This window comes from Deltaproteobacteria bacterium (assembly GCA_016875225.1).
Taxonomy (GTDB): domain Bacteria; phylum Myxococcota_A; class UBA9160; order SZUA-336; family SZUA-336; genus VGRW01.
This window is the reverse complement of record VGRW01000032.1, coordinates 18,558-36,607: the sequence shown is the minus strand read 5'-3', so window position 1 is coordinate 36,607 and position 18,050 is coordinate 18,558. Positions and strand designations below refer to the sequence as shown.

The following is an 18,050-nucleotide window of genomic DNA, read 5'->3' as shown; positions in this document are numbered from 1 at the left end:
CGCGCGCTCGGCCAGCGGATACAGCATCCGCTCCTCTTTCTGGTTGTGCTGCCCGATCAGGATCAGCAGCGAGTCGCCCTGATCGAGCAGCTCGCGCAGATTTCCCCGCTCGACCGCCTCCTGCATCCGGCCGAGCAGCGCGCGCATCTGCACGTGCTCGGCGCGCATCACGAAGGTCGGACCGGCCTCGGTCATTCCGGTCGCGGCTTCGAACGCGGGAAACAGCAGCTCTTCCTCGCAGCCCAGGTGCGCGCGCATCTCCGTGTCGAAGCGCTTCCACGCCGCCTCGGCTCGCGCGCGATCTCCGGCTTCGCCCGCGCTCTCGACCTCGGCCCAGATGTCGTCACAGCTGCGATGCTCGCTGCTGAAGTGCTCCACGAGACTCGCGCCCGCTTCCGTCATGCGATCCTCCTCGATTGCGGGTAGGGTATCGCGCGGCGTGCGGAGCGGCAGATCGGGTCGGGAGCGGCTTCATCCGTCGCTGGGAGGCGAGTTGGCGAGCTTGGAGCAGACGCGGGTCTTTCGCGCGGAGCGGGTTCGCGAGCCGCTCGACGAGTCGGAGCTGCGCGCCCGGATCGGCCGACTCGCGCCGGAGTCCGTGCTCGATCTTCGCGATCTGCCCGCGCCCGAGCCGATGGAGAAGATCCTCGCCGCCTGCGCGCGCCTGGCTCCGGCGGACGCGCTCGCCGCTCGCACGCCGCGACTCCCGCAGATGCTGATGTCGCTGCTCGATCGCAGGGGCCTGCTCTGGGCCGCGCTCGAAGAGGCCGACGGAACCGGGCTCGTCTGGGTCGGGTGTCCCGCGGCGGACGAGCGCTCGACGAAATGAAGACCGAAGGGCTCAGCCTCGAGAACGCGCCCCCGCTCTGGGTTCCACTCTCGTTCTTCGCGACCGCGCCGCTCGCGCTGATCGTGGCGGGCTCGCTGCTCGCGAGCTACGGCGAGTACGCGATCGGCACCGGCTACGCGTCGATCACGCTCGCGATCGCGCACCTCGGGACGCTCGGATTCCTGACGCTCGTGATGATGGGCGCGCTCTACCAGCTCACGGCGGTCGTCGCGGGAAGCCCGGTCGGCCGGATCCGGGTCGGTCACGCCGTGTACGCGCTCTTCGTGATCGGGGTCGTCGGCTTGATCGGCGGCATCGCCGGAGGGTCGCCGCGCCTGGTGTTCTGGGCGATCGCGCTGATCACCCCGGCCGTGCTTCTGTTCGTGATCCCGATCGCCCGCGCGCTGCACCGCGCGCCCGCGCGAAACGAGACCGTGATCGGGATGATGGCCGCTCTGCTCGCGTTCTTCCTGACCGCCCTGCTCGGGCTCTGGATGGCGCACGGCCACAGCGGCATGCGCTTTCCCGGGCCGCGCGGGCTGTTCATCCAGGTGCACCTCTCCGTCGGGCTGCTCGGCTGGGTCGGGGGGCTGATCGTCGCGGTCTCCTGGCAGGTGGTGCCGCTCTTCAACCTCTCCCCGCCGGTCGCTCCTGCGGCGCGGCGCTGGATCGCGGGACTCGCGACGGCCGGCGCGCTGCTTCCGGTCGTCGTGCTCGCGCTCTTCTACGCGGGCGCTCTCGGCGACAGCGACGCGCGTGCCTCGCAGATCGCCGCGGTCGCTGCGCTCCCCGCGGTCGTCGCGGTCTGGGGGATCCATCCGCTCGTCACCGTGCGCAGCCTGCACGCGCGACGCCGGCGGCGCGCGGACCCGAGCCTGCTGTTCTGGAACACGGGGCTGCTCGTCGCGCCGCTCTGCGCGCTCGTCGCCGCGCTCGCGTACGTCTCGTCGGCTCCGCGCTGGAGCGTGCTGCTGGGCTGGCTGGTGCTGGTCGGCTGGGCCGGAATGATCCTCCACGGAATGCTCGGGCGGATCGTTCCGTTCCTGGTCTGGCTGCACCGCTTCGCGCCGCGAGCGGGCGAGCCCGGCGTGCCCTCGGCGCGCGATCTGCTCCCCGACGCGTGGGAGCGCGGCTGCTTCGCGCTTCACGCGGCGACGCTGGCCGTCGGCGCGCTCGCGATCGCGCTGCGCTCCGATCCGCTCGCGCGCGCCGCGGGCGCGCTCCTCGTCGCCACCGGAGTCGCGCTCTTCGCCGTGCTCGCGAATGCCGCGCGCAGGCGCAGCTAGGAGCGCGAGTAGCTGCCGACCAGGCGGTTCAGTCCGATCGTGTGCGGCTCGATCCGCTCGAGAAGCTGCGCGAGCGTGAGGCCAGGCTCGAGCGCGGTCTCCTGCGAGAGCGCGATCAGCCAGAAGTAGTAGTGGTGCGTGCCGTGCCCGGGCGGCGGCATCGGACCGCCGTACGCCTGCTTACCGAATCCGGTCTTCCCGTTCGTGAAGTCCTTCGTTCCCTCGGCGAGCTTCGTGACCGAGCCGGGAATGTTGTAGAGCACCCAGTGGACGAAGCCGTAGCTTCCGCCCGAGAGCACCGGCGCGTCGGGGTCGTGACAGATCAGCGCGAAGGCGCGCGTGCCGTCGGGAACGTCGCTCCACTGGAGCGCCGGCGAGACGTCCCCGCCTTCACCGGTGTGTTTGGCCGGGATCCGACCCAGCTGTTGGAAGGCCGGACTCTCGAGCCGCATCTTGCAGGGCGCGAACATCATGGGCGATCTCCTCTCTGCGCAGCGTCTACATACCAGCTGCGCCCGTCGCTGTGCCAGATCGCGCCGCGGAGCGCAGCGCATCGATGCGCACCCGGTGCTCGATCCCGATCGGGCAGGCCTGCTCGCACTCGCCACAGCTCGTGCACGCCTCGAGCACCTCGACCGGAAATCCGCGCGCCGCGGGGTCGCCGCGCTGCGCCAGCAGCAGCCGCATCGGCGAGAGCGGATGGCCCGACTGCGCCGGGGGACAGGCGACGTCGCAGCGCGCGCAGGCGCTGCACGCCTCGAGCTCGAGCCGGAGCGGCCACGGCAGTCGCCCGGCGACGTCGATCGCCGGCGGCGGGCCGCTTCGGCCTGCGTTCACCAGGATCGAGAGCGGCGCCGCAAGCACGTGGCGCAGCCGGGTGAACGGGATCGCTGCGAAGAGCGCGAGCGCGGATGCGATGTGCGCGGCGCGCAGCGCCTCGTAGGTCGCGGCGCCTTCGAGCCCGAGTCCGTCGATCGCGCGCGCGATCGCGTGGCCGAGCCAGAGCTCCGGCTGCACTGCGGCGGGAAGCAGCGCGAGCCGAGCGCCCTCCATGAGGAACCCGATCAGCGGAACCGCGAGCAAAAGTCCGAGCGCCAGCCGGTCGCCCGGCAGGTCGAGCTGCAGCCTCTGCCAGCGCCGCACGAACCGTCGGTACAGCGCCATCGCGGCGCCGTACGCGAACGCCGCACCCGAGATCTCGCGCACGAGCGGCAGCCACGGATCGAGCCCGAGCAGCGCGGCCGGGCGCGGCAGGCCGAAGTGCGCCGCGCGCTCGAGCACGGTCGCGACTGCGAGCCCCGACGCGCCCCAGAAGAGCAGCCCGTGCATGGTCGGCGCGCGCCAGCCGCCGGGACGGATCCCGGACTGCAGGACCGCTCGGCGCCAGAGCTCCGAGAGCGCGTGCGCCGCGGGTTCGAAAAGCCGCCCCGACACGGCGCTCGGTTCAGGATTTGGAACGCCGGGTTTTCCCTTCTCGCGCGGCCCCTTCCGGGGCCCGCTCCCGGTGGCCTTCGCGATCGGTTCGAATCGTCGAACAGCGGCGCGTTCCCGAATCTCCATCGCCCCAGAAAACCTCAGCTCTTGCAACGACTTCCGCGGTCGATGCGGTTCGTGTCCATGCGGCAAGCAACTTGCATTCCCGTGCTCGCCGGCGCGGGCTCGCACAGGTCGCCGGGGAGGAACGAGTGACGATTCGGGAATCGGCAGACGCAGCGAACGGCCACACCGCCCCGTCCTGGATGGTGACCTGGAGCCCCGACGGCTCGACGCTGGCCTCGAGCTCCGAGGACGGCTCCGCGATCCTCTGGGACGCGCGAACGGGCGCGGCGCTGCGGCACTTGATCGGCCACTCTCGCGCGGTCTGGTCGGTCACCTGGCGCCCGGACGGCCGTCGGCTCGCCACCGGAAGCGACGACGCGACCGCGGCGATCTGGGATCCCGCGGACGGCCGGAGGTTGCACCTGCTCACCGGGCACAGCGGGGGAGTCTGGGCCACCGGCTGGAGCCCCGACGGGCGGATTCTCGTCACCGGCGCGAGCGACGCGCTCGTCCGCCTCTGGGACGGAGAGACGGGCGCCGCCGTCGGCGTGATCGACGCGCACCCTTCGCTGGCCAAGGACGCGCGCTTCTCTCCGGACGGAGGCTTGCTCGCGACCTGCTGCGACGACCACGGCGTGCGGATCTTCGACACGTCCGATTGGAAGCTCGTCTGCGAGCTCCGCGGTCACACGCACCACGTCAACACCGTCGACTGGACGCCCGACTCCCGATTCCTGGTCAGCGCCTCGCACGACCGCACCGTTCGCGTCTGGGACGTGCGCGGTCGGCGTCTGGTCCGGGTGATCGAGGCGCACGAGGACGACATCGACGCGGCGAGCGTCTCCCCCGACGGGCTGCGGATCGCGAGCGCCGGACACGACCGCGATCTGCGCGTCTGGGATCTGGCGACGGGCGAGCGAATCGCGAGCCTCGGCGGGCACACCGACGAGATCGAGTGGGTCTCGTGGTCGCCGGACGGCCGGCGCCTGGCCACGACCTCGATCGACGCGCGCGTGCGCATCTACGACTTCGAGAGGCGCGCGCTCGAGCGGAGCCTGCCCGGGCGAAACCGTTCGGTGTCGCGCGTGCGGGTCGCGCCCGGAGGCCAGCGCGTCGCGATCGCCGGCGCGGACCGCTCGCTTCGCGTGACCGACGCGTCTGGCGCGCCGATCGCCGTGCTCGAGGACGTGCACCCGAAGGCGGTGAAGGGAATGGAGTGGTCGCCGGACGGCCAGCGCCTGGCCAGCACGTCGCTCGACGGCGGCGTCGCGGTCTGGACCACACCCCGGGGCGCGCTCGCTCCGATCCCGACGCGCTTCCAGCGCCCGGTCGGCGTCTACGCGGTGAGCTGGTCGCCGGACGGCTCGCGTCTGGCCATCGGCCTCGAGGACGGCGACGTCGAGATCCTGGACGCGTCGAGCGGCGCGCGCCTCTCCGGTTTCAGCGACCACCCCGAGCCGGTCTACTGCGTGGCCTGGTCCCCGGACGGCGAGTGGATCGCGTCCGCATCGCGCGACGCCACGGTGAGTCTGCACGCGCCGGGCGGCGATCGGCGCGTCGAGTGCCGCGGCCACACCGATCTGCTCTTCTCCACCAGCTGGTCGCCCGACGGAACGCTGCTCGCCTCGAGCTCGCGCGATCGCACGACGCGAATCTGGGACCGCGAGGGCCGCTGCCTGCGCGTGCTCGAAGGCCACGGCTTGAGCGTCTGGGACGCGCGCTTCTCGCGCGACGGAAAGCGCATCGCGTCCTGCTCCTTCGACACCACGATCCGCGTCTACGACGTGCTCGGCGGCGAGCTGATCGGAAGCCTGCTCGGGCACACGCGTCAGATCTCGAGCATCGACTGGGCGCCCGACGGGCGGCTCTTTAGCGGCAGCCGCGACGGCACCTGCCGCGTGTGGGACGTGGATCGCGGGACCAGCGAGGTGCTGATCCCGCACGAGCAGATGCGCGCGGCCTCGCCCGCGACCGGCCCCCGGGAGAATTCATGAGCGAGTCCTCGCGAGCGTCGGAGTCCGACGCGCACATCGCGCCGATCAGCTGCACGACGGCGTCGCGCGACGCGCGTTTCATCGCGTCGGGAAGCTACGACGCGACGATCCGCATCTGGGACTCGAGGACCGGGCGCATGGTCCGCCGGATCGAGGCGACGAGCCTGGTGAACGGGATCGACTTCTCGCCCGACGGGCGCAGGATCGCGAGCGGCGAGTGCGACCACGCCGCCTACGTGCGCGAGGTCGACACGGGCCGGACGCTTCGCGCGCTGCGCGGCCACACCGACGACGTGAACTGCGTCGCGTTCTCGCCGGACGGACGGCGGCTCGCCACCGCGAGCTTCGACGACACCGCGCGCATCTGGGATCTGGACAGCGGCATCTGCCTCCACGTGCTCGCGGGACACGCCGACGACGTGAACGGCGTGCACTGGAGCCCGGACGGCGCGCTCGTCTCGACCGCCTCCGACGACGGAACCGCCCGGCTCTGGGACGCGCGGACCGGAGCGCAGCTCGCGATTCTCGAGGGCGCGCAGGACTGGTGCGATCACGCGCCGTTCTCGCCCGACGGGCGCCAGCTCGTCGTCTCGTCGATGGACGGACGCGCGCGGATCTTCTCGATTCCCGACGGCCGGCTCGTGCGCGTGCTGGCCGACCATGGCGGGCCGGTGAAGGCGGTGGGCTGGAGCCGCGACGGTCGCCGCATCTGCACCGCGAGCTACGACCACCGCCTGCGCGAGTTCGACGCGAGCTCCGGCGCGCGGCTCCGCGAGGTCTCGAACGCGTGGATGTGGACCCGCACCATCACGGAGATCGGCGCCGGCCGCGGCTGGGTCACCGGCTCGTTCGACGGCGCGCCGTTGGTGTGGGGCGCCGACGGAACCGCGCGCGCGCTCGCGGTCGCGCCCACGCACGGCGCGGGCGGCGCGGAGGTCTCGCCCGACGAGCGGCTGGTCGCCGTTCCCGCCGACGACGGCTGGACCCGCGTGTACCGGATCGCGGACGGCGTTCGCGTCGCCTCGCTTCGCGGCCACGACGGGCCGCCGATCTGCGCGGCCTTCTCGCCCGACGGCCGCAGGCTCGCCACCGGCTCCTGGGACGACTCCGTCGCGATCCACGACACCGCGAGCTTCGAGCTGGTGACGCGGATCCGCGGCATCAACGACGTGATCTGCGCGCTCGCGTTCTCGCAGAGCGGACGCGAGCTCGTGACCGCGCACTACTCGGGGGCGCTGGTCCGCTGGGACGCGACCAGCGGCCAGATCCTGAACGTGCTCGGCGCGCACCACGGCTCGGCGAAGGGGCTCTGCCGCGGCCCTGCGGGAACCTACCTGAGCGGCGGGCGCGACGGCGAGATCCTGCGCAGCGGCGGCGCGGGCGCAGCTTCGCGCTGGCCGGTCGCGCGCACGATCGTGAACGACGTCGCGCTCGACCCGAGCGGTCGGCGCGTCGCGAGCGCGTCCCGCGACCACGGCGTGCGCGTGCACGACGCCGAGAGCGGCGCCGTGATCGCCCGCTACGACGCTCACCCGTGCTCGGTCAAGACCGTGACCTGGTCGCACGACGGCGCGCGCGTGGCGGCGGGCTACTACGACGGCAGCATTCTGCTCTGGGAGCCGGAGCTCGGCACCGCGAAGATCGTCTCGCCGGTGCAGGGCCATTCGGTCAGCCAGGTGAGCTTCCTGCGCGACGGAAGGCTCGTGATCTCGTCCTGGAATCCCGAAGGCCAGGTGGTTCTGACCGATGCCGACGGCAACGTGCGCGAGATCGTCGGCGGAGCGGACGCTGCGGAAGTCGCGGCGTAGGGCTCCGCTCAGTCGTCCACATCCTCTCCGCCCCGCGCGATGTTCTCGAGCGCGGGTCGGTCGAGGATCCGCACCCAGCCCACGCCGCCTTCGATCCAGCGGGCCTTCTCGAAGCGGCGCAGCACCCGAATGGCGGTCTCGACCGTCGTGCCGGCCGACTCGCCGAGCACCCGCCGGGTGGTCTCGATGCGCTCGTCGTCGGCCGAGTCGAGCAGCGTGCGCGCCATCCGGGCAGCGACGCTGTCGTGCGCGAAGGAGCAGAGGCGGTCGTGCGCGCGCTGCAGCCTTCCCGCGACGATCGCGAGCAGCGCGCGGCTCACCTCGGGATCCTTCGCCATGAGCGAGACCACCACCCTGCGCGGCACGCACCACGCCTCGCAGGCGGTGATCGCCTGCGCGCTCTCCGTGTAGACCGCGTCGGCGCGAAGCGCGGCCATTCCGAACGGGTCGCCGGCGTGCAGGGTCTCGAGCGTGATCACGCGGCCCGATGCGCTCGCCTTCAGCGTTCGGACCTCCCCGCTGCGCACGGTCCAGAAGCGCTCGGCAGGCTCGCTCTCGTGGTACAGGTAGCGGCCCTCCTCGAACTTCCGGGGCTTCAAGAACGGCCGGAGCTGCTCGATCCAGGGCCGGAAGATCTTGTAGAGGGCGGTCTTCTCCAGCGGGGTCGGCTTCATTTCGCGTCCCAGCCCCTGATCGGTCCGCGAGAAGTGTTGGCTATGACTGGCGTCATACGATGACCGGGCGCATCGTGCCCATACTGCCGATCGAATGGCAACTAAGGGCGCGCAAGGGCTCGCAGCCCTGGACGGCTTCGAACGCTGGTGGGAGGAGCACAGCGACCTCGACCACCTGGTCGCGGCGCTCGAGGAGTCGCTGAGCGGCGGCCGGATCGCGGTGAGCCGCAGGGCGGTGGAGGAGCTCGCGGGCGCGCTGGAGACCCACTTCGACCTCGAGGAGCGGGTCTACTTCCCGCTGGTCGAGCGCTTCTCTCCCGAACACTGCACGCGCGTGCGCGCGGCGCGCGTCGCGCACGCGCAGGTGTCGGAGACGCTGCAGAGCCTGTGCGACCTGATCGAACGCGGCGAAACCCTGAAGGCCTGCCGCGTCCTCGCGGTTCTGCTCGACCGCTTCCGCACCCACGAGATCGAAGACGCGCGTCTGATCGCCGACCTCGAGCGCGGCCGGGTCTCCTAGGGTCCGCGCCGCTCGCTGCGCGCGCGCTCGTCGTAGGCGCGCATGCTCGCATTCGCCTGTTCGAGCTCCGCGTCGATGCGCTCGCCGAGGCCGCGCTCGTGCAGCAGCGCGCGCAGCCGCTCCAGGAACCCGCCCTGCGAGAGATCGGGCCGGAAGAGCTCGGCAGGAAGACCGGCCGAGGTCGGCCAGTACTCGTAGTGGATCCGGTTCTCGAACCCGTCCGCGACGTGCACGAGCGCGACTTCGCGGGGCAGCTCGCGGTCGCCCACCCGGACCGCATCGACGAGCTCGTAGCGCTTGAGCGGGCCTCCGCCCGGACCGCGGTAGTCGATGCGCTCGACGAGCTCTCGCTTCTCGTCCACGTCGACGAGCAGCGCGCCGTAACCGAGGCGATCGGCGAGCTCCGGCGTGGCGGGGCACGCGATGACGCGCACGCCGCGCTCGCCTACGCGTCCGCCCGCGCGGAAGGTGTATTTCGCGGTCGCGATGTACTCGCGCGCGTCCTCGTAGGAGAGTGCCGAGCCGGGCACGACCGCGCGCTCGACGCGGCCTTCGAGCTTGCGGAAGCTCTCGAATGCGCGCAGGTAGAACCAGGTTCCGTCGGCTTGCTCCGCGCCGGCGAAGTCCTGGATCAGAAGCGACGTGCCGGCCATCCGCCCCGGGCCGGAGAACACGAACAGGATCCAGGTCTCATCGGGGTCGCCGTTCACCGCGCCCCAGAGCGTCTTCGCAGAGAGCCCCGCTCCGAGGCTGCTCGCGAGCCGGCTTCCCTCGGGGTAGACGGTCTCGATCCGAATGTGCTCGATTCGCGCCTGGCCGCGCCGCGCCCGCTCCAGGCGCGCCATCAGCGCCGTGGCCTCGGCGTCGGGCGCGCCTGCGCAGGGCAGCTCCGCGGCGCTCGATGGCTGTGCGAGCGCGCCGGCGAGCAGGAGGCTGGCGACCCCGATCGCGGTCGAGCGCGATCCCGGGCGAAGCAGGAGCGGGAGCAGCAGGAGCGTGGCGAGGTGGCAGGCGATCACCGCGCCGGCGAGAAGCAGCCCGAGGCTGTGATTCGGCTTCAGGCTCGACGTGATCAGAACGCTGAAGCCGGCGGCCAGGACCAGGGAGTTCCAGAGCAGGCCGTTGCCCGTCTTCTCGAACGTCCCCCGGATCGCGGCGGCGAACCCGGCGCCCTCGCGCAGCTCCAGTTCGTAGCGGTGGATGAAGTGGATGCCAAAGTCGACGCCCACGCCGACCGCCAGGCTCGCGAACATGCTGGTCGCGATGCCGAGCTCGATTCCGGCAAGTCCCATCCAGCCGAACAGGCCCAGGCTCGCCGCGCAGACGGGGACCACGGCGAGAAGCGCCGAGAGGCGCCGCGCGACGGCGAGCAGCAGCAGCGCGACGGTGATCAGGCTCCACGCGATCGAGCGCAGCTGGTTGTAGACGATCGCCTCGACCAGGGCCGAGCTGACCGCGAGGTCTCCGCCCAGGTGGTGACGCACACCGGTGTCGGATAGCTCGGTCGCCAGCTCGCGCTCGAGCCGGTCCAGGAGCTCTCGGGCCTGCGCGTAGTCGGGGCTTCGCACGTAGAGGCGCACGCGCGCTGCGGTGTCGGTCAGCGAATGGGCGAGGCCGCTGGCCTCGGAGAGCTCCGCGAGCGTGAACAGATCCCAGAGCTGGCCCGCCGGCAGGGCCGAGAGCGGCTTCGCCACCCCCATCGGCCCGGCCAGTTCCTCGAGCACCGAGAGCTCGCTCTCACAGCCGCCGACGTGGGGGGCGTGTGCGGCAAGCTGGCAGACCCGCTCGACCAGCGCGACGCCGGGCGGGTCGCGGAAGAGCCCGGGCTCGCCCTCGAGCACGACGTCCAGCCGATAGGTCCCCCAGAACGATTCGTTGATCCGCCGATCCGCCCGCACCAGATCGGTGTCCGGGTCGAAGTTCTCCACCCACGAGTCACTGACTCGAAGCGAGAAGACGCCCGGCAGGACGAGAAGCAGCGCTGCGGTCGCGAGCGCGAAGCACGCTCCCGGGCGCCGGGCCGCGCTGGCGCCGATCCGGCTCTGCCAGGCCGCGGCGACGGGCCGCCGCGCACGCAGCAGAAGTCGCTCGGGCAGGAGCGAGATCAGAGCGGGAATCGCGCTGAAGCTCAGACACATCGCGAGCAGGATGCCGAACGAGGCGAAGAGCCCGAACCCGCGCAGCGGTCCGATCGACGTGCTGGTGAAGGAGAGGAAGCCGAGCGCCGTGGTCACGGAGGTGAGCACGATCGGGCGGCCGATCTCTGCGAGCACGGCCTCGACCCGCGCGCGCCGCGAGTCGCTCGCGGGGCGGGCGGCGAGGCGTTCGAGCAGGTGCACCTCGTCGGTGATGCAGGTCGCCATCAACACGACGGGAAGGATGGTCGACACCAGCGAGATCGGCGCCCCGGCCCAGCCCATCGCGCCGAAGGTCGCGATCAGCACGACGCCGGTCTTGGCCAGCGGCAGCAGCACGCCACCGACGCTGCCGAGCATCGCGAAGAGCAGCGCCGCGATCGCGACGATCATCAGCGGGACCAGCCGCGCCAGATCCGAGAGCACCTGCTCGCCGAGGCCGGTCTCCGCCACGAGCGGCCCGCCGAGCAGAAGCTCGAAGTCGGCATCGTCCGCTGCGGCGACGAACGCCGACAGGCTCGCGACCGCCGCTTCGACGCTCGTGGCTTCGGAGAGCGGCAGCACGAAGAGGGCGCTCTTCCCGTCGCGCGCGAGAAGCAGCCCGTCGACGAGCGAACGAGCGCGGAGCTCCGCGAGCAGGGTCGCGAACTCTTCGGGATCGTCGGGGATGCGGTCGAGGCTCCTTCCCACGTCGATCTGTTCGGAGTCGCGCCCCAGGCGCGGCAGGCCCGCGATCGAGACGATTCCGCCCGGCTGCAGCACGTCCTGGCCCTCGAGCCGTGCGTGCAGCTCGCGCAGGTAGCGAAATCCGTCCTTCGTTGCGAGTGACTTCCCGCCGGGGCGAGCGTCGACCAGAAGCAGGACCGTGCGCGGATCGCGAAAGCGCAGCCGGTCCTCGACGTCGCGGCGCACGACCGGGTGCCCGTCGGGGAGGAGCGCCTCGCCGTCGGTGCGCAGCTCCAGTCGCAATCCGCCCGCGCCGACCGAGAGCGTCACGAGGGCGCAGACGAGAAGCGTGGCGCGAGGCCAGTCGAGCGCTGTCTTCGAGATCCAACGCATCGGTTCGGATCACGGCCCCGTGAAGGGCCGGAGCGCCTCGCGCAGTGACTCGGGCCAGGGCTCCGGCTCGACCCTTCCGTCGCGCCGCCGCATGCAGGCCAGATCCTGCTCTCCGCGCGCAGCCAGCTCATCTCCGGAGTCGGAGGCGCGGAGGTACTCGAAGACCAGGCTCATGCGGTGGGGCGAGAGGCTCGCCAGCCGCATGCGGATCACGATCTCGTCGAAGGCCGCGAGCTCCAGGTAGTACTCGCAGCTCACGCGGAGAGTGACGAGCGCCAGGCCATCCTGGATGAGATCGAGGATCTCGGGGGCATGTTCGCGCAGGAACAGCTCCCGTACACGCCCCTGCCAGCGAACGTGGTTGGCGTAGTACACGTTGCCGACCAGGTTGGTCTCCTCGAAGCCGACCACGTGGCGGTGCTCAAACGCCCGCATCGCCGCTCCGCAGCAGAAGCGTCGCGACCAGCGGCCGGTCCACGCCCGCCAAGCGGGCCGAGAGGGAGAGCGCGGCGAGGCGCCCGACACGCAAGCGCAGCGCGGCGCCGTCGAGCGGGCCGGCGAACGCGATCGGCGTCTCGCGTTCGAGCCCGAGCTTGCGCGCGCACTCGAGCGCTCCCCAGACGCGGGTGGCGCTGGCGTCGAACGACTCACCGGTCGCGCTCGCGAGCTGCTGCGCGGCGTCGAAGCGATTCGCGCCCAGCATGTCGCGCCAGATCTCCTCTCGACGCGAAACGACGACCTCGACGTCGCAAGCCGGATCGAGCTCCGCGCAGACCGCGAGCGTGTGACCCGCCGAGTGACTCGCGCTGACCGCGCCCGCGCCGTCGAGCTCCGGTCTCCCGTCGGGCCGGCGGCGCAGCTGCGCGGGCGCGCCGCGAGCGGCAGCCAGCGCTCGTGCGCTCGCGTCCGTGCTCGCGTCGGGCAGGAACGCGGCGCGCAGGCGCGATCCCGGCCAGAGGGCCGCGGCGAGCTCCTCGAGCCGTGGTGCGAGGAGCGGCGCGGGCCAGGTCGCGCGTCGTGCGGCGCCGGAGACCTCTTGCAGCACCAGCCCCTCCCAGCGCTCCAGGATCGCGCCATCCGGAGCGGCGATGTCGAGGTCGTACTCGTAGCGGCCTGCGCCCCGGCTGCGCTCGATCGCGCGCAGACGAAGCGATGTGTGGCCGCCCAGCCGACCGGCGCTGATGCGACGCACCGCGACCGGCAGCAGGTCCCGGTCGGGTACACAGGCCTGGATCGCGTGGATCGCAGCGTCGCGCGCGCCCGCATCGCCCAGGCAGAGCCGAGCCGGCTGGAATGCTCCGAAGAACGGCTCCTCTCGGCAGGCGATGTCCGCCAGGCAGCCGTCGAAGTGCAGCTCGTGGTAGCGCAGCACGCGCGCGAAGCGGCCGCGGTGGAAGAACAGCTCGCCGTAGAGCGACGCGGCGTCCTCGAGCGCGGCCGGTACGCCTGGCGCAGGCGCAGGCACGAGTCCCGCGCGGTCCGGCTCCGCTCGGCCCGCCAGTCGCACCTCGGCCGACATGTGATCGAGCTGGAAGCCGCTTGCGTCCGTCCGCAGCGCGAGTCGGATCGCGCCGTCCTCCGAGGACTCCGACGCGAGCGCGGCGATGCGAAGCGTCCGCTTGCGCTCGGTCGGAAGCACGACCGGGTGCTCGAAGCGGACGTTCTCGAAGCTCGGCAGGCACTCGTCGCTGGCGAGCGCGAGTGCGACCTGCGCGAAGGCCTCGAGGCCCAGCACGCCGGGAAGGATCGGCTCTCCGCGGTAGACGTGATCGGCGAGGTACGGATCCGATTCGAGCGAGAGCTCCACATCCGAGACGAGCTCGACGCGCGGGGTGTGCTCGCGGATGCGCTCGAGGAAGCGCGCGACGGGGAGCTCCTGCTCGACGGGAGCGAGCGTGGGCGGGTGTCCGAAACGTCCCGAGACGACGACGCGCACCGGCGTCTCGCGGCAGCGCAAGAGCCGCTCGAGCCAGGCGATTCCCGAATCGGGCGTGATCGCCGAGATGTTCTTCGCGGCCAGACTCTCGACCCGCCCGAGCCGCTCGCCCATTCCCACCCCGGACCAGATCGACCACGCGAGCGCCAGGCAGCGCGTCCGCGGGTGCTCGGCGGCGAACGCCTCGATGCGGCGGGTCAGCAGCTCGTTCGCGAGCGCGTAGTGCGCCTCGCCCGGCAGCCCGAGCTCCGCGATGATCGAGCCGAAGCCGACCAGGCAGCGCAGCCGGGTCGGGTCCAGCCGTGCGAGCAGGTTCTCGAGCCCGAGAAGCTTCGGGGCCAGCGTCTGCTCGAACTCGTCGAGCTCGAGCGTCGCGAGCCCCTCGGGTCGGTTCAGCCCGGCGGCGTGGAGCAGCCCGCTCACGCGCCCGACTCGCGCCTCGATCTCGCTCACGGCGGCGCCGACCGCGGTCGGATCGCAGACGTCGGCCGGCGCATACGCGACGCGGATGCCGGCGGCCTCGATTCGTGAGAGGTTCTCGCGAAGCGAGGCGTCACTGTCCGGTGTCGATCGCCCGATCAGCCCGAGCGCGCAGCCGCTCTCGCGCGCGAGCGCGAGCGCGCATTCGGCACCGATGCCCTTGCCGCCGCCGCTCACGAGCAGGACGTCCTGCGGGCCGAGTGGAAGCGCGGCGGCGGCGCCGGCATCGAGCGCGAGCGGCCGCAGGCGCCGCTCGAAGCGACCTCCGCCCGTGTCGAAGCGCATCTCGGCGTACCCGGAGGCGGCGCGGACCTCGGCCAGCACCCAGCGAACCGCGTCTTGCGGCGTGGCCTCGGGAACCTCGATCACACGGCTTGCGAGCGAGTGCGCCTCCTGGTGGAGCGTGCGAGCGAGCGCTGCCGATGCATCGCCGTGGTGGACCAGCACGAAGTGCCGAGCGTCCAGTCGTTCGAGCGCGGCGCGCGCGGCCTCGAGCAGTCGCGGCAGCCACTCCGCGATCGCTCGCCTCGCGGGAAAATGGACCAGCACGCCGTCGCATCCCGCGTCGTTCTCGAGCGCCGCCGCGAGCTCGCGTCCGAACACGTCGTCGGGCTCGAGGAAGCTTGGCCAGCGCCACGGACCGGCGCGCCGCGCGCCGAGCGCGGCGTCGCGCGCCCTGGGGCGCGGAACGGTGACGACCTCGAAGGCGCGCACCCAGGCGTCCACGCCTGCGACGAGCGAGTCCGACGCGAGCACGCGCGCTTCGGACTCGATCGCCGCCGCGAGCTCCGCGAGCGTCGCGTCGGCGAACTCGTTCGGCGCGACGAGCGGCGGGCGCGAGAGCGCGCGAGCGGCCCGTGCGGCGAGCTCGCTCACCGCGATCGAGGACAGGTGCAGGTCGCTGAGGAACCGGTCGTCGCGGCCGATCGCGGCGACCGGAAGCTCGCAGCGCGCGGCGACCAGATCGCGGAGCACGTCGAGCGCGCTGATCCCCGCGACGGGTTCGGCGGGGGAGGGGCCGCCGGGGGCCGGCCGCGGGTCGACCGCTGCGGGCGAGTCGCGCTCGGCGGAGCAGGGGTTCGCGAAGAAGCGGAGCTCGCGCGCCGGATCGAAGGGCTTGGTGAGGCGATGGGCGAAGAGCCTCGAAGCGTCGATCCGGGCGCCGAGCGCAAACGCCGCAGCGAGTGCGCCGAGCAGGCCGCGAAACGCCGGGCCGCCGCAGTCGACGCTGATCACGGGCACGACGCCGATCTCGCTCGCGAGCGAGCCGAGCATCCGCCCCGGGCCAGATTCGATCCACAGATCGAGCCCTTCGCCCGCGCGCGTGACGGCGCGATCGAACCGCACCGGCTCGGTCAGCTGAAGCACCAGGTGCTGACGCAGATCCGTGTCGGGCTCGATCGCGACGCCGGTGCGCGTCGAGACGATCCGCCGCTGCGGGGCGTCGAGCGGCAGCGCGGCGAGCTTCTTCGCCAGGGCCGGCGCACAAGCCGCCACGTGGGGCGAGTGGAACGCGTGCGAGACCGCGAGTCGGGTCCCTCCGATGCGCCGAGCGGCCGCGATCTCGAGCACGCGCTGCACCGCATCTTCGTCGCCCGCGATCACCGTCCGCGCCGGTCCGTTCGCGGCCGCGATCACGCAAGGCTCCGACGCGATCAGCCGCCGCGCCTCGTCCTCGCCGACGGCCAGGCTCGCCATCGCGCCGTCTTCGCGGCCGAGCTGCGCCATGATCCGCCCGCGCACACTCGCGAGCTCCACGGCCGCGCCCGGCGAGAGTGCTCCGCTCCACGCGAGCGCCGCGATTTCGCCCAGGCTGTGGCCCACCGCGACGTCGGCCTCGACGCCGAGCCGCTCGAGAAGCAGCGCGCTCGCCAGGCTCGACGCGACGATCGCGGGCTGCGCGAGCGCGGTGTCGACGATCTCGCCGCGCGCGGCGAAGCCGGCCTCGTGCGCAGGAGCGATCGCGGAAGCGTGCAGCGCGGCCAGCGGATCTCCGTCGAGAAAGGCGCCTAGCGCCCCCAGACCCGGGTACACCGGCGCGCCCTGCCCGGGAAACAACAAGCCGATCCTCGGCTCGAAGACGCCGACGCCGAGGAACACGCCGCGCTCCGGCTCGATCGATCGCACGTCCGAGTCCGACGGCACGGCGTCGATCCGCGCGAGCAGGAGCTCGAGGCGGGCATGCAGCTCTTCGGGGCGCGCGGCGACGAGCGCGGCGCGCACCGGAGCGATCTCCGCTCCGGCCGCGACCTCGGCCGCCAGACGCGCGGCGAGATCGCCGAGCTCCGCAAACGATATGCGGCGCGCGAGCGGCAGCAGCGCCTGCACGCGGGCGCGCAGCGCCGCGAGCGACTCCGCCGCGATCAGACACAGCTCGGTGTCCTGCGGCGTTCGCGCGAGCGTTCGCTCGCTTCGCGACAGCCCGTCGCGCCTGCGGCTCGCCGGCGAGTCGAGCACGACGTGGGTGTTGATTCCGCCGAAGCCCATCGAGCTCACGCCGGCTCGCAGCGGCCGATCCTGCGGCCAGGGCGCGAGCTCCGACGGCACGCGCAGAGGCGCGCCATCGTCGACCAGCTCGTGCGGCGTTCCGAAGCCGGGCATCGGCGGCAGGAGCTGGCGCTGCAGCGCGAGCGTCGCCTTGATCAGGCCGGCCGCGCCCGACGCGGCCTTGGTGTGGCCGATGTTCGCCTTGATCGAGCCGATCGCCGCAGGCTGGTCGCCGCTGGCGCCGTGCTCGCGCAGAAGCTGCGTGAGCGCCGCGAGCTCCGTCGCGTCGCCGACCTCGGTGCCGGTGCCGTGGCCCTCGAAGCAGGCGACCGTCTCCGGACCGAAGCCCGCGCTCGCGTAGGCGCGGCGAAGCGCGAGGAGCTGACCCGGAAGCTCCGGACGCGAGATCCCGCCGGCGCCGTCGGAAGAGATTCCCCAGCCGCGAATCCGCGCGTAGACGCGCAGACCACGCTCCACCGCGTCCGGCTCGCGCATCAGCACCAGCAGCCCGCAGCCCTCGCCGGGCCAGAATCCCTGCGGGCGGCGGTCGTAGACCCGCATCTCGTCGCGCGCGAGCGCGCCGGCGCGGGCGAAGCCGACCAGCTCGAATGGATCGAGGCTCAGGTCGACGCCGCCCGCGATCGCCACGTCGAGATCGCGCGCCTCGAGCGATGCGCACGCGTTCGCGACGGCGAGCAGGCGCCGTCGACGGTGAAGCCGCCCCCCTTCAGGTCGAAGAAATTGCAGATCCGACCTGCGATCGTGTTGGCGAGCCCGCCGGCGAGACTCTCGTCTCCGAAGGGCTCGAAGGGCGCCTTGTAGCGCGACTCGATCTCGGCGATCCGCTGCTTGCGCGCGGGCGCTTCGGGAATCAGATCGGCGAGGGCCGCGCCGAGCACGCGCTCCACGTAGGGCCAGCGCAGCCGAAGCGCCTGCGCGCGAGAGAACTCGCCCGTCAGGGTGTTGCCGAGCACCACGCCGGTCCGCTCGCGCGGGAGACCGTCGCCGTCGGGAAAGCCCGCGTCGCGCAGCGCCCGCTCGGCCACGTCCAGCGCGAGCCAGTGGGTGAGATCCGCCGAGCGGTAGGTGCTGCGGACGATCCTGAAGCGCAGCCGGTCGAACTCGTAGCCTTCGATCGTCGCGGCCTGCGTGACGTAGGTGCGGTCGACGTCGCCCGCGTCGATCGATCCGTAATCCGCGAGCGAGAGCCTCTCCTCGGGAATCCGCCGGAACGCGCGCCGCCCCGCAGCGACGTTGTCGAAGAGCTCGTCCGCCGAGCTCGCGTCGGGGTAGTGGCACGCCA

12 protein-coding genes are annotated in these 18,050 nt (G+C 72.4%); 5 read left to right on the top strand and 7 right to left on the bottom strand.

The genetic code is table 11. From position 1 onward, the window contains the following. Positions 1 to 402: hemerythrin domain-containing protein (locus tag FJ108_09850; GenBank protein MBM4336204.1), on the bottom strand; the 402-nt coding region annotated here is incomplete at its 3' end. Between FJ108_09850 and FJ108_09845 the strand changes: the two genes are divergently transcribed. Then, positions 338 to 829: a DUF2249 domain-containing protein gene (locus tag FJ108_09845; GenBank protein MBM4336203.1), complete on the top strand. Its 492-nt coding sequence runs from the start codon at positions 338 to 340 to the stop codon at positions 827 to 829. The two genes, FJ108_09850 and FJ108_09845, sit on opposite strands and share 65 nt — an antisense overlap. Continuing rightward, on the top strand, positions 826 to 2,115 hold the full coding sequence (locus FJ108_09840; GenBank protein ID MBM4336202.1) for a hypothetical protein: 1,290 nt from the start codon (positions 826 to 828) through the stop codon (positions 2,113 to 2,115). The genes FJ108_09845 and FJ108_09840 overlap by 4 nt, the downstream gene beginning before the upstream one ends. Here the strand turns inward: FJ108_09840 and FJ108_09835 are convergent. Together FJ108_09835 and FJ108_09830 are read right to left on the bottom strand one after the other, a co-directional pair. After that, complete coding sequence (locus FJ108_09835) at positions 2,112 to 2,588, bottom strand: YbhB/YbcL family Raf kinase inhibitor-like protein (GenBank protein MBM4336201.1); 477 nt, start codon at positions 2,586 to 2,588, stop codon at positions 2,112 to 2,114. The two genes, FJ108_09840 and FJ108_09835, sit on opposite strands and share 4 nt — an antisense overlap. Before the next feature lie 25 nt (positions 2,589 to 2,613). Beyond that, positions 2,614 to 3,675, bottom strand: coding sequence for a hypothetical protein (locus tag FJ108_09830; GenBank protein MBM4336200.1), 1,062 nt, complete (start codon positions 3,673 to 3,675; stop codon positions 2,614 to 2,616). A 125-nt stretch (positions 3,676 to 3,800) separates the two neighbouring features. Between FJ108_09830 and FJ108_09825 the strand changes: the two genes are divergently transcribed. After that, positions 3,801 to 5,648 carry a hypothetical protein gene (locus FJ108_09825; GenBank protein MBM4336199.1) on the top strand — a complete coding sequence of 616 codons (1,848 nt, stop codon included), beginning with the start codon at positions 3,801 to 3,803 and terminating at the stop codon, positions 5,646 to 5,648. Further along, positions 5,645 to 7,456: a WD40 repeat domain-containing protein gene (locus FJ108_09820; GenBank protein MBM4336198.1), complete on the top strand. Its 1,812-nt coding sequence runs from the start codon at positions 5,645 to 5,647 to the stop codon at positions 7,454 to 7,456. The genes FJ108_09825 and FJ108_09820 overlap by 4 nt, the downstream gene beginning before the upstream one ends. A gap of 8 nt (positions 7,457 to 7,464) precedes the next feature. Here FJ108_09820 and FJ108_09815 read toward each other — a convergent pair whose 3' ends face one another. Beyond that, positions 7,465 to 8,130, bottom strand: coding sequence for a Crp/Fnr family transcriptional regulator (locus FJ108_09815; GenBank protein ID MBM4336197.1), 666 nt, complete (start codon positions 8,128 to 8,130; stop codon positions 7,465 to 7,467). Positions 8,131 to 8,224: 94 nt separating this feature from the next. Between FJ108_09815 and FJ108_09810 the strand changes: the two genes are divergently transcribed. Continuing rightward, positions 8,225 to 8,650 carry a hemerythrin domain-containing protein gene (locus FJ108_09810; protein ID MBM4336196.1) on the top strand — a complete coding sequence of 142 codons (426 nt, stop codon included), beginning with the start codon at positions 8,225 to 8,227 and terminating at the stop codon, positions 8,648 to 8,650. Here FJ108_09810 and FJ108_09805 read toward each other — a convergent pair. From FJ108_09805 to FJ108_09795, 3 genes are read right to left on the bottom strand one after another with little or no spacing between them, the layout of a single operon-like run. Further along, positions 8,647 to 11,844: an outer membrane lipoprotein-sorting protein gene (locus tag FJ108_09805; GenBank protein ID MBM4336195.1), complete on the bottom strand. Its 3,198-nt coding sequence runs from the start codon at positions 11,842 to 11,844 to the stop codon at positions 8,647 to 8,649. The two genes, FJ108_09810 and FJ108_09805, sit on opposite strands and share 4 nt — an antisense overlap. A gap of 9 nt (positions 11,845 to 11,853) precedes the next feature. Further along, the gene (locus FJ108_09800) at positions 11,854 to 12,279 is read right to left on the bottom strand and encodes an acyl-CoA thioesterase (GenBank protein ID MBM4336194.1); all 426 of its coding nucleotides are present in this window, start codon (positions 12,277 to 12,279) and stop codon (positions 11,854 to 11,856) included. Further along, positions 12,266 to 18,046, bottom strand: coding sequence for an SDR family NAD(P)-dependent oxidoreductase (locus FJ108_09795; protein ID MBM4336193.1), 5,781 nt, complete (start codon positions 18,044 to 18,046; stop codon positions 12,266 to 12,268). Before FJ108_09795 ends, FJ108_09800 begins: the two co-directional genes overlap by 14 nt. Positions 18,047 to 18,050: the final 4 nt, after the last annotated feature.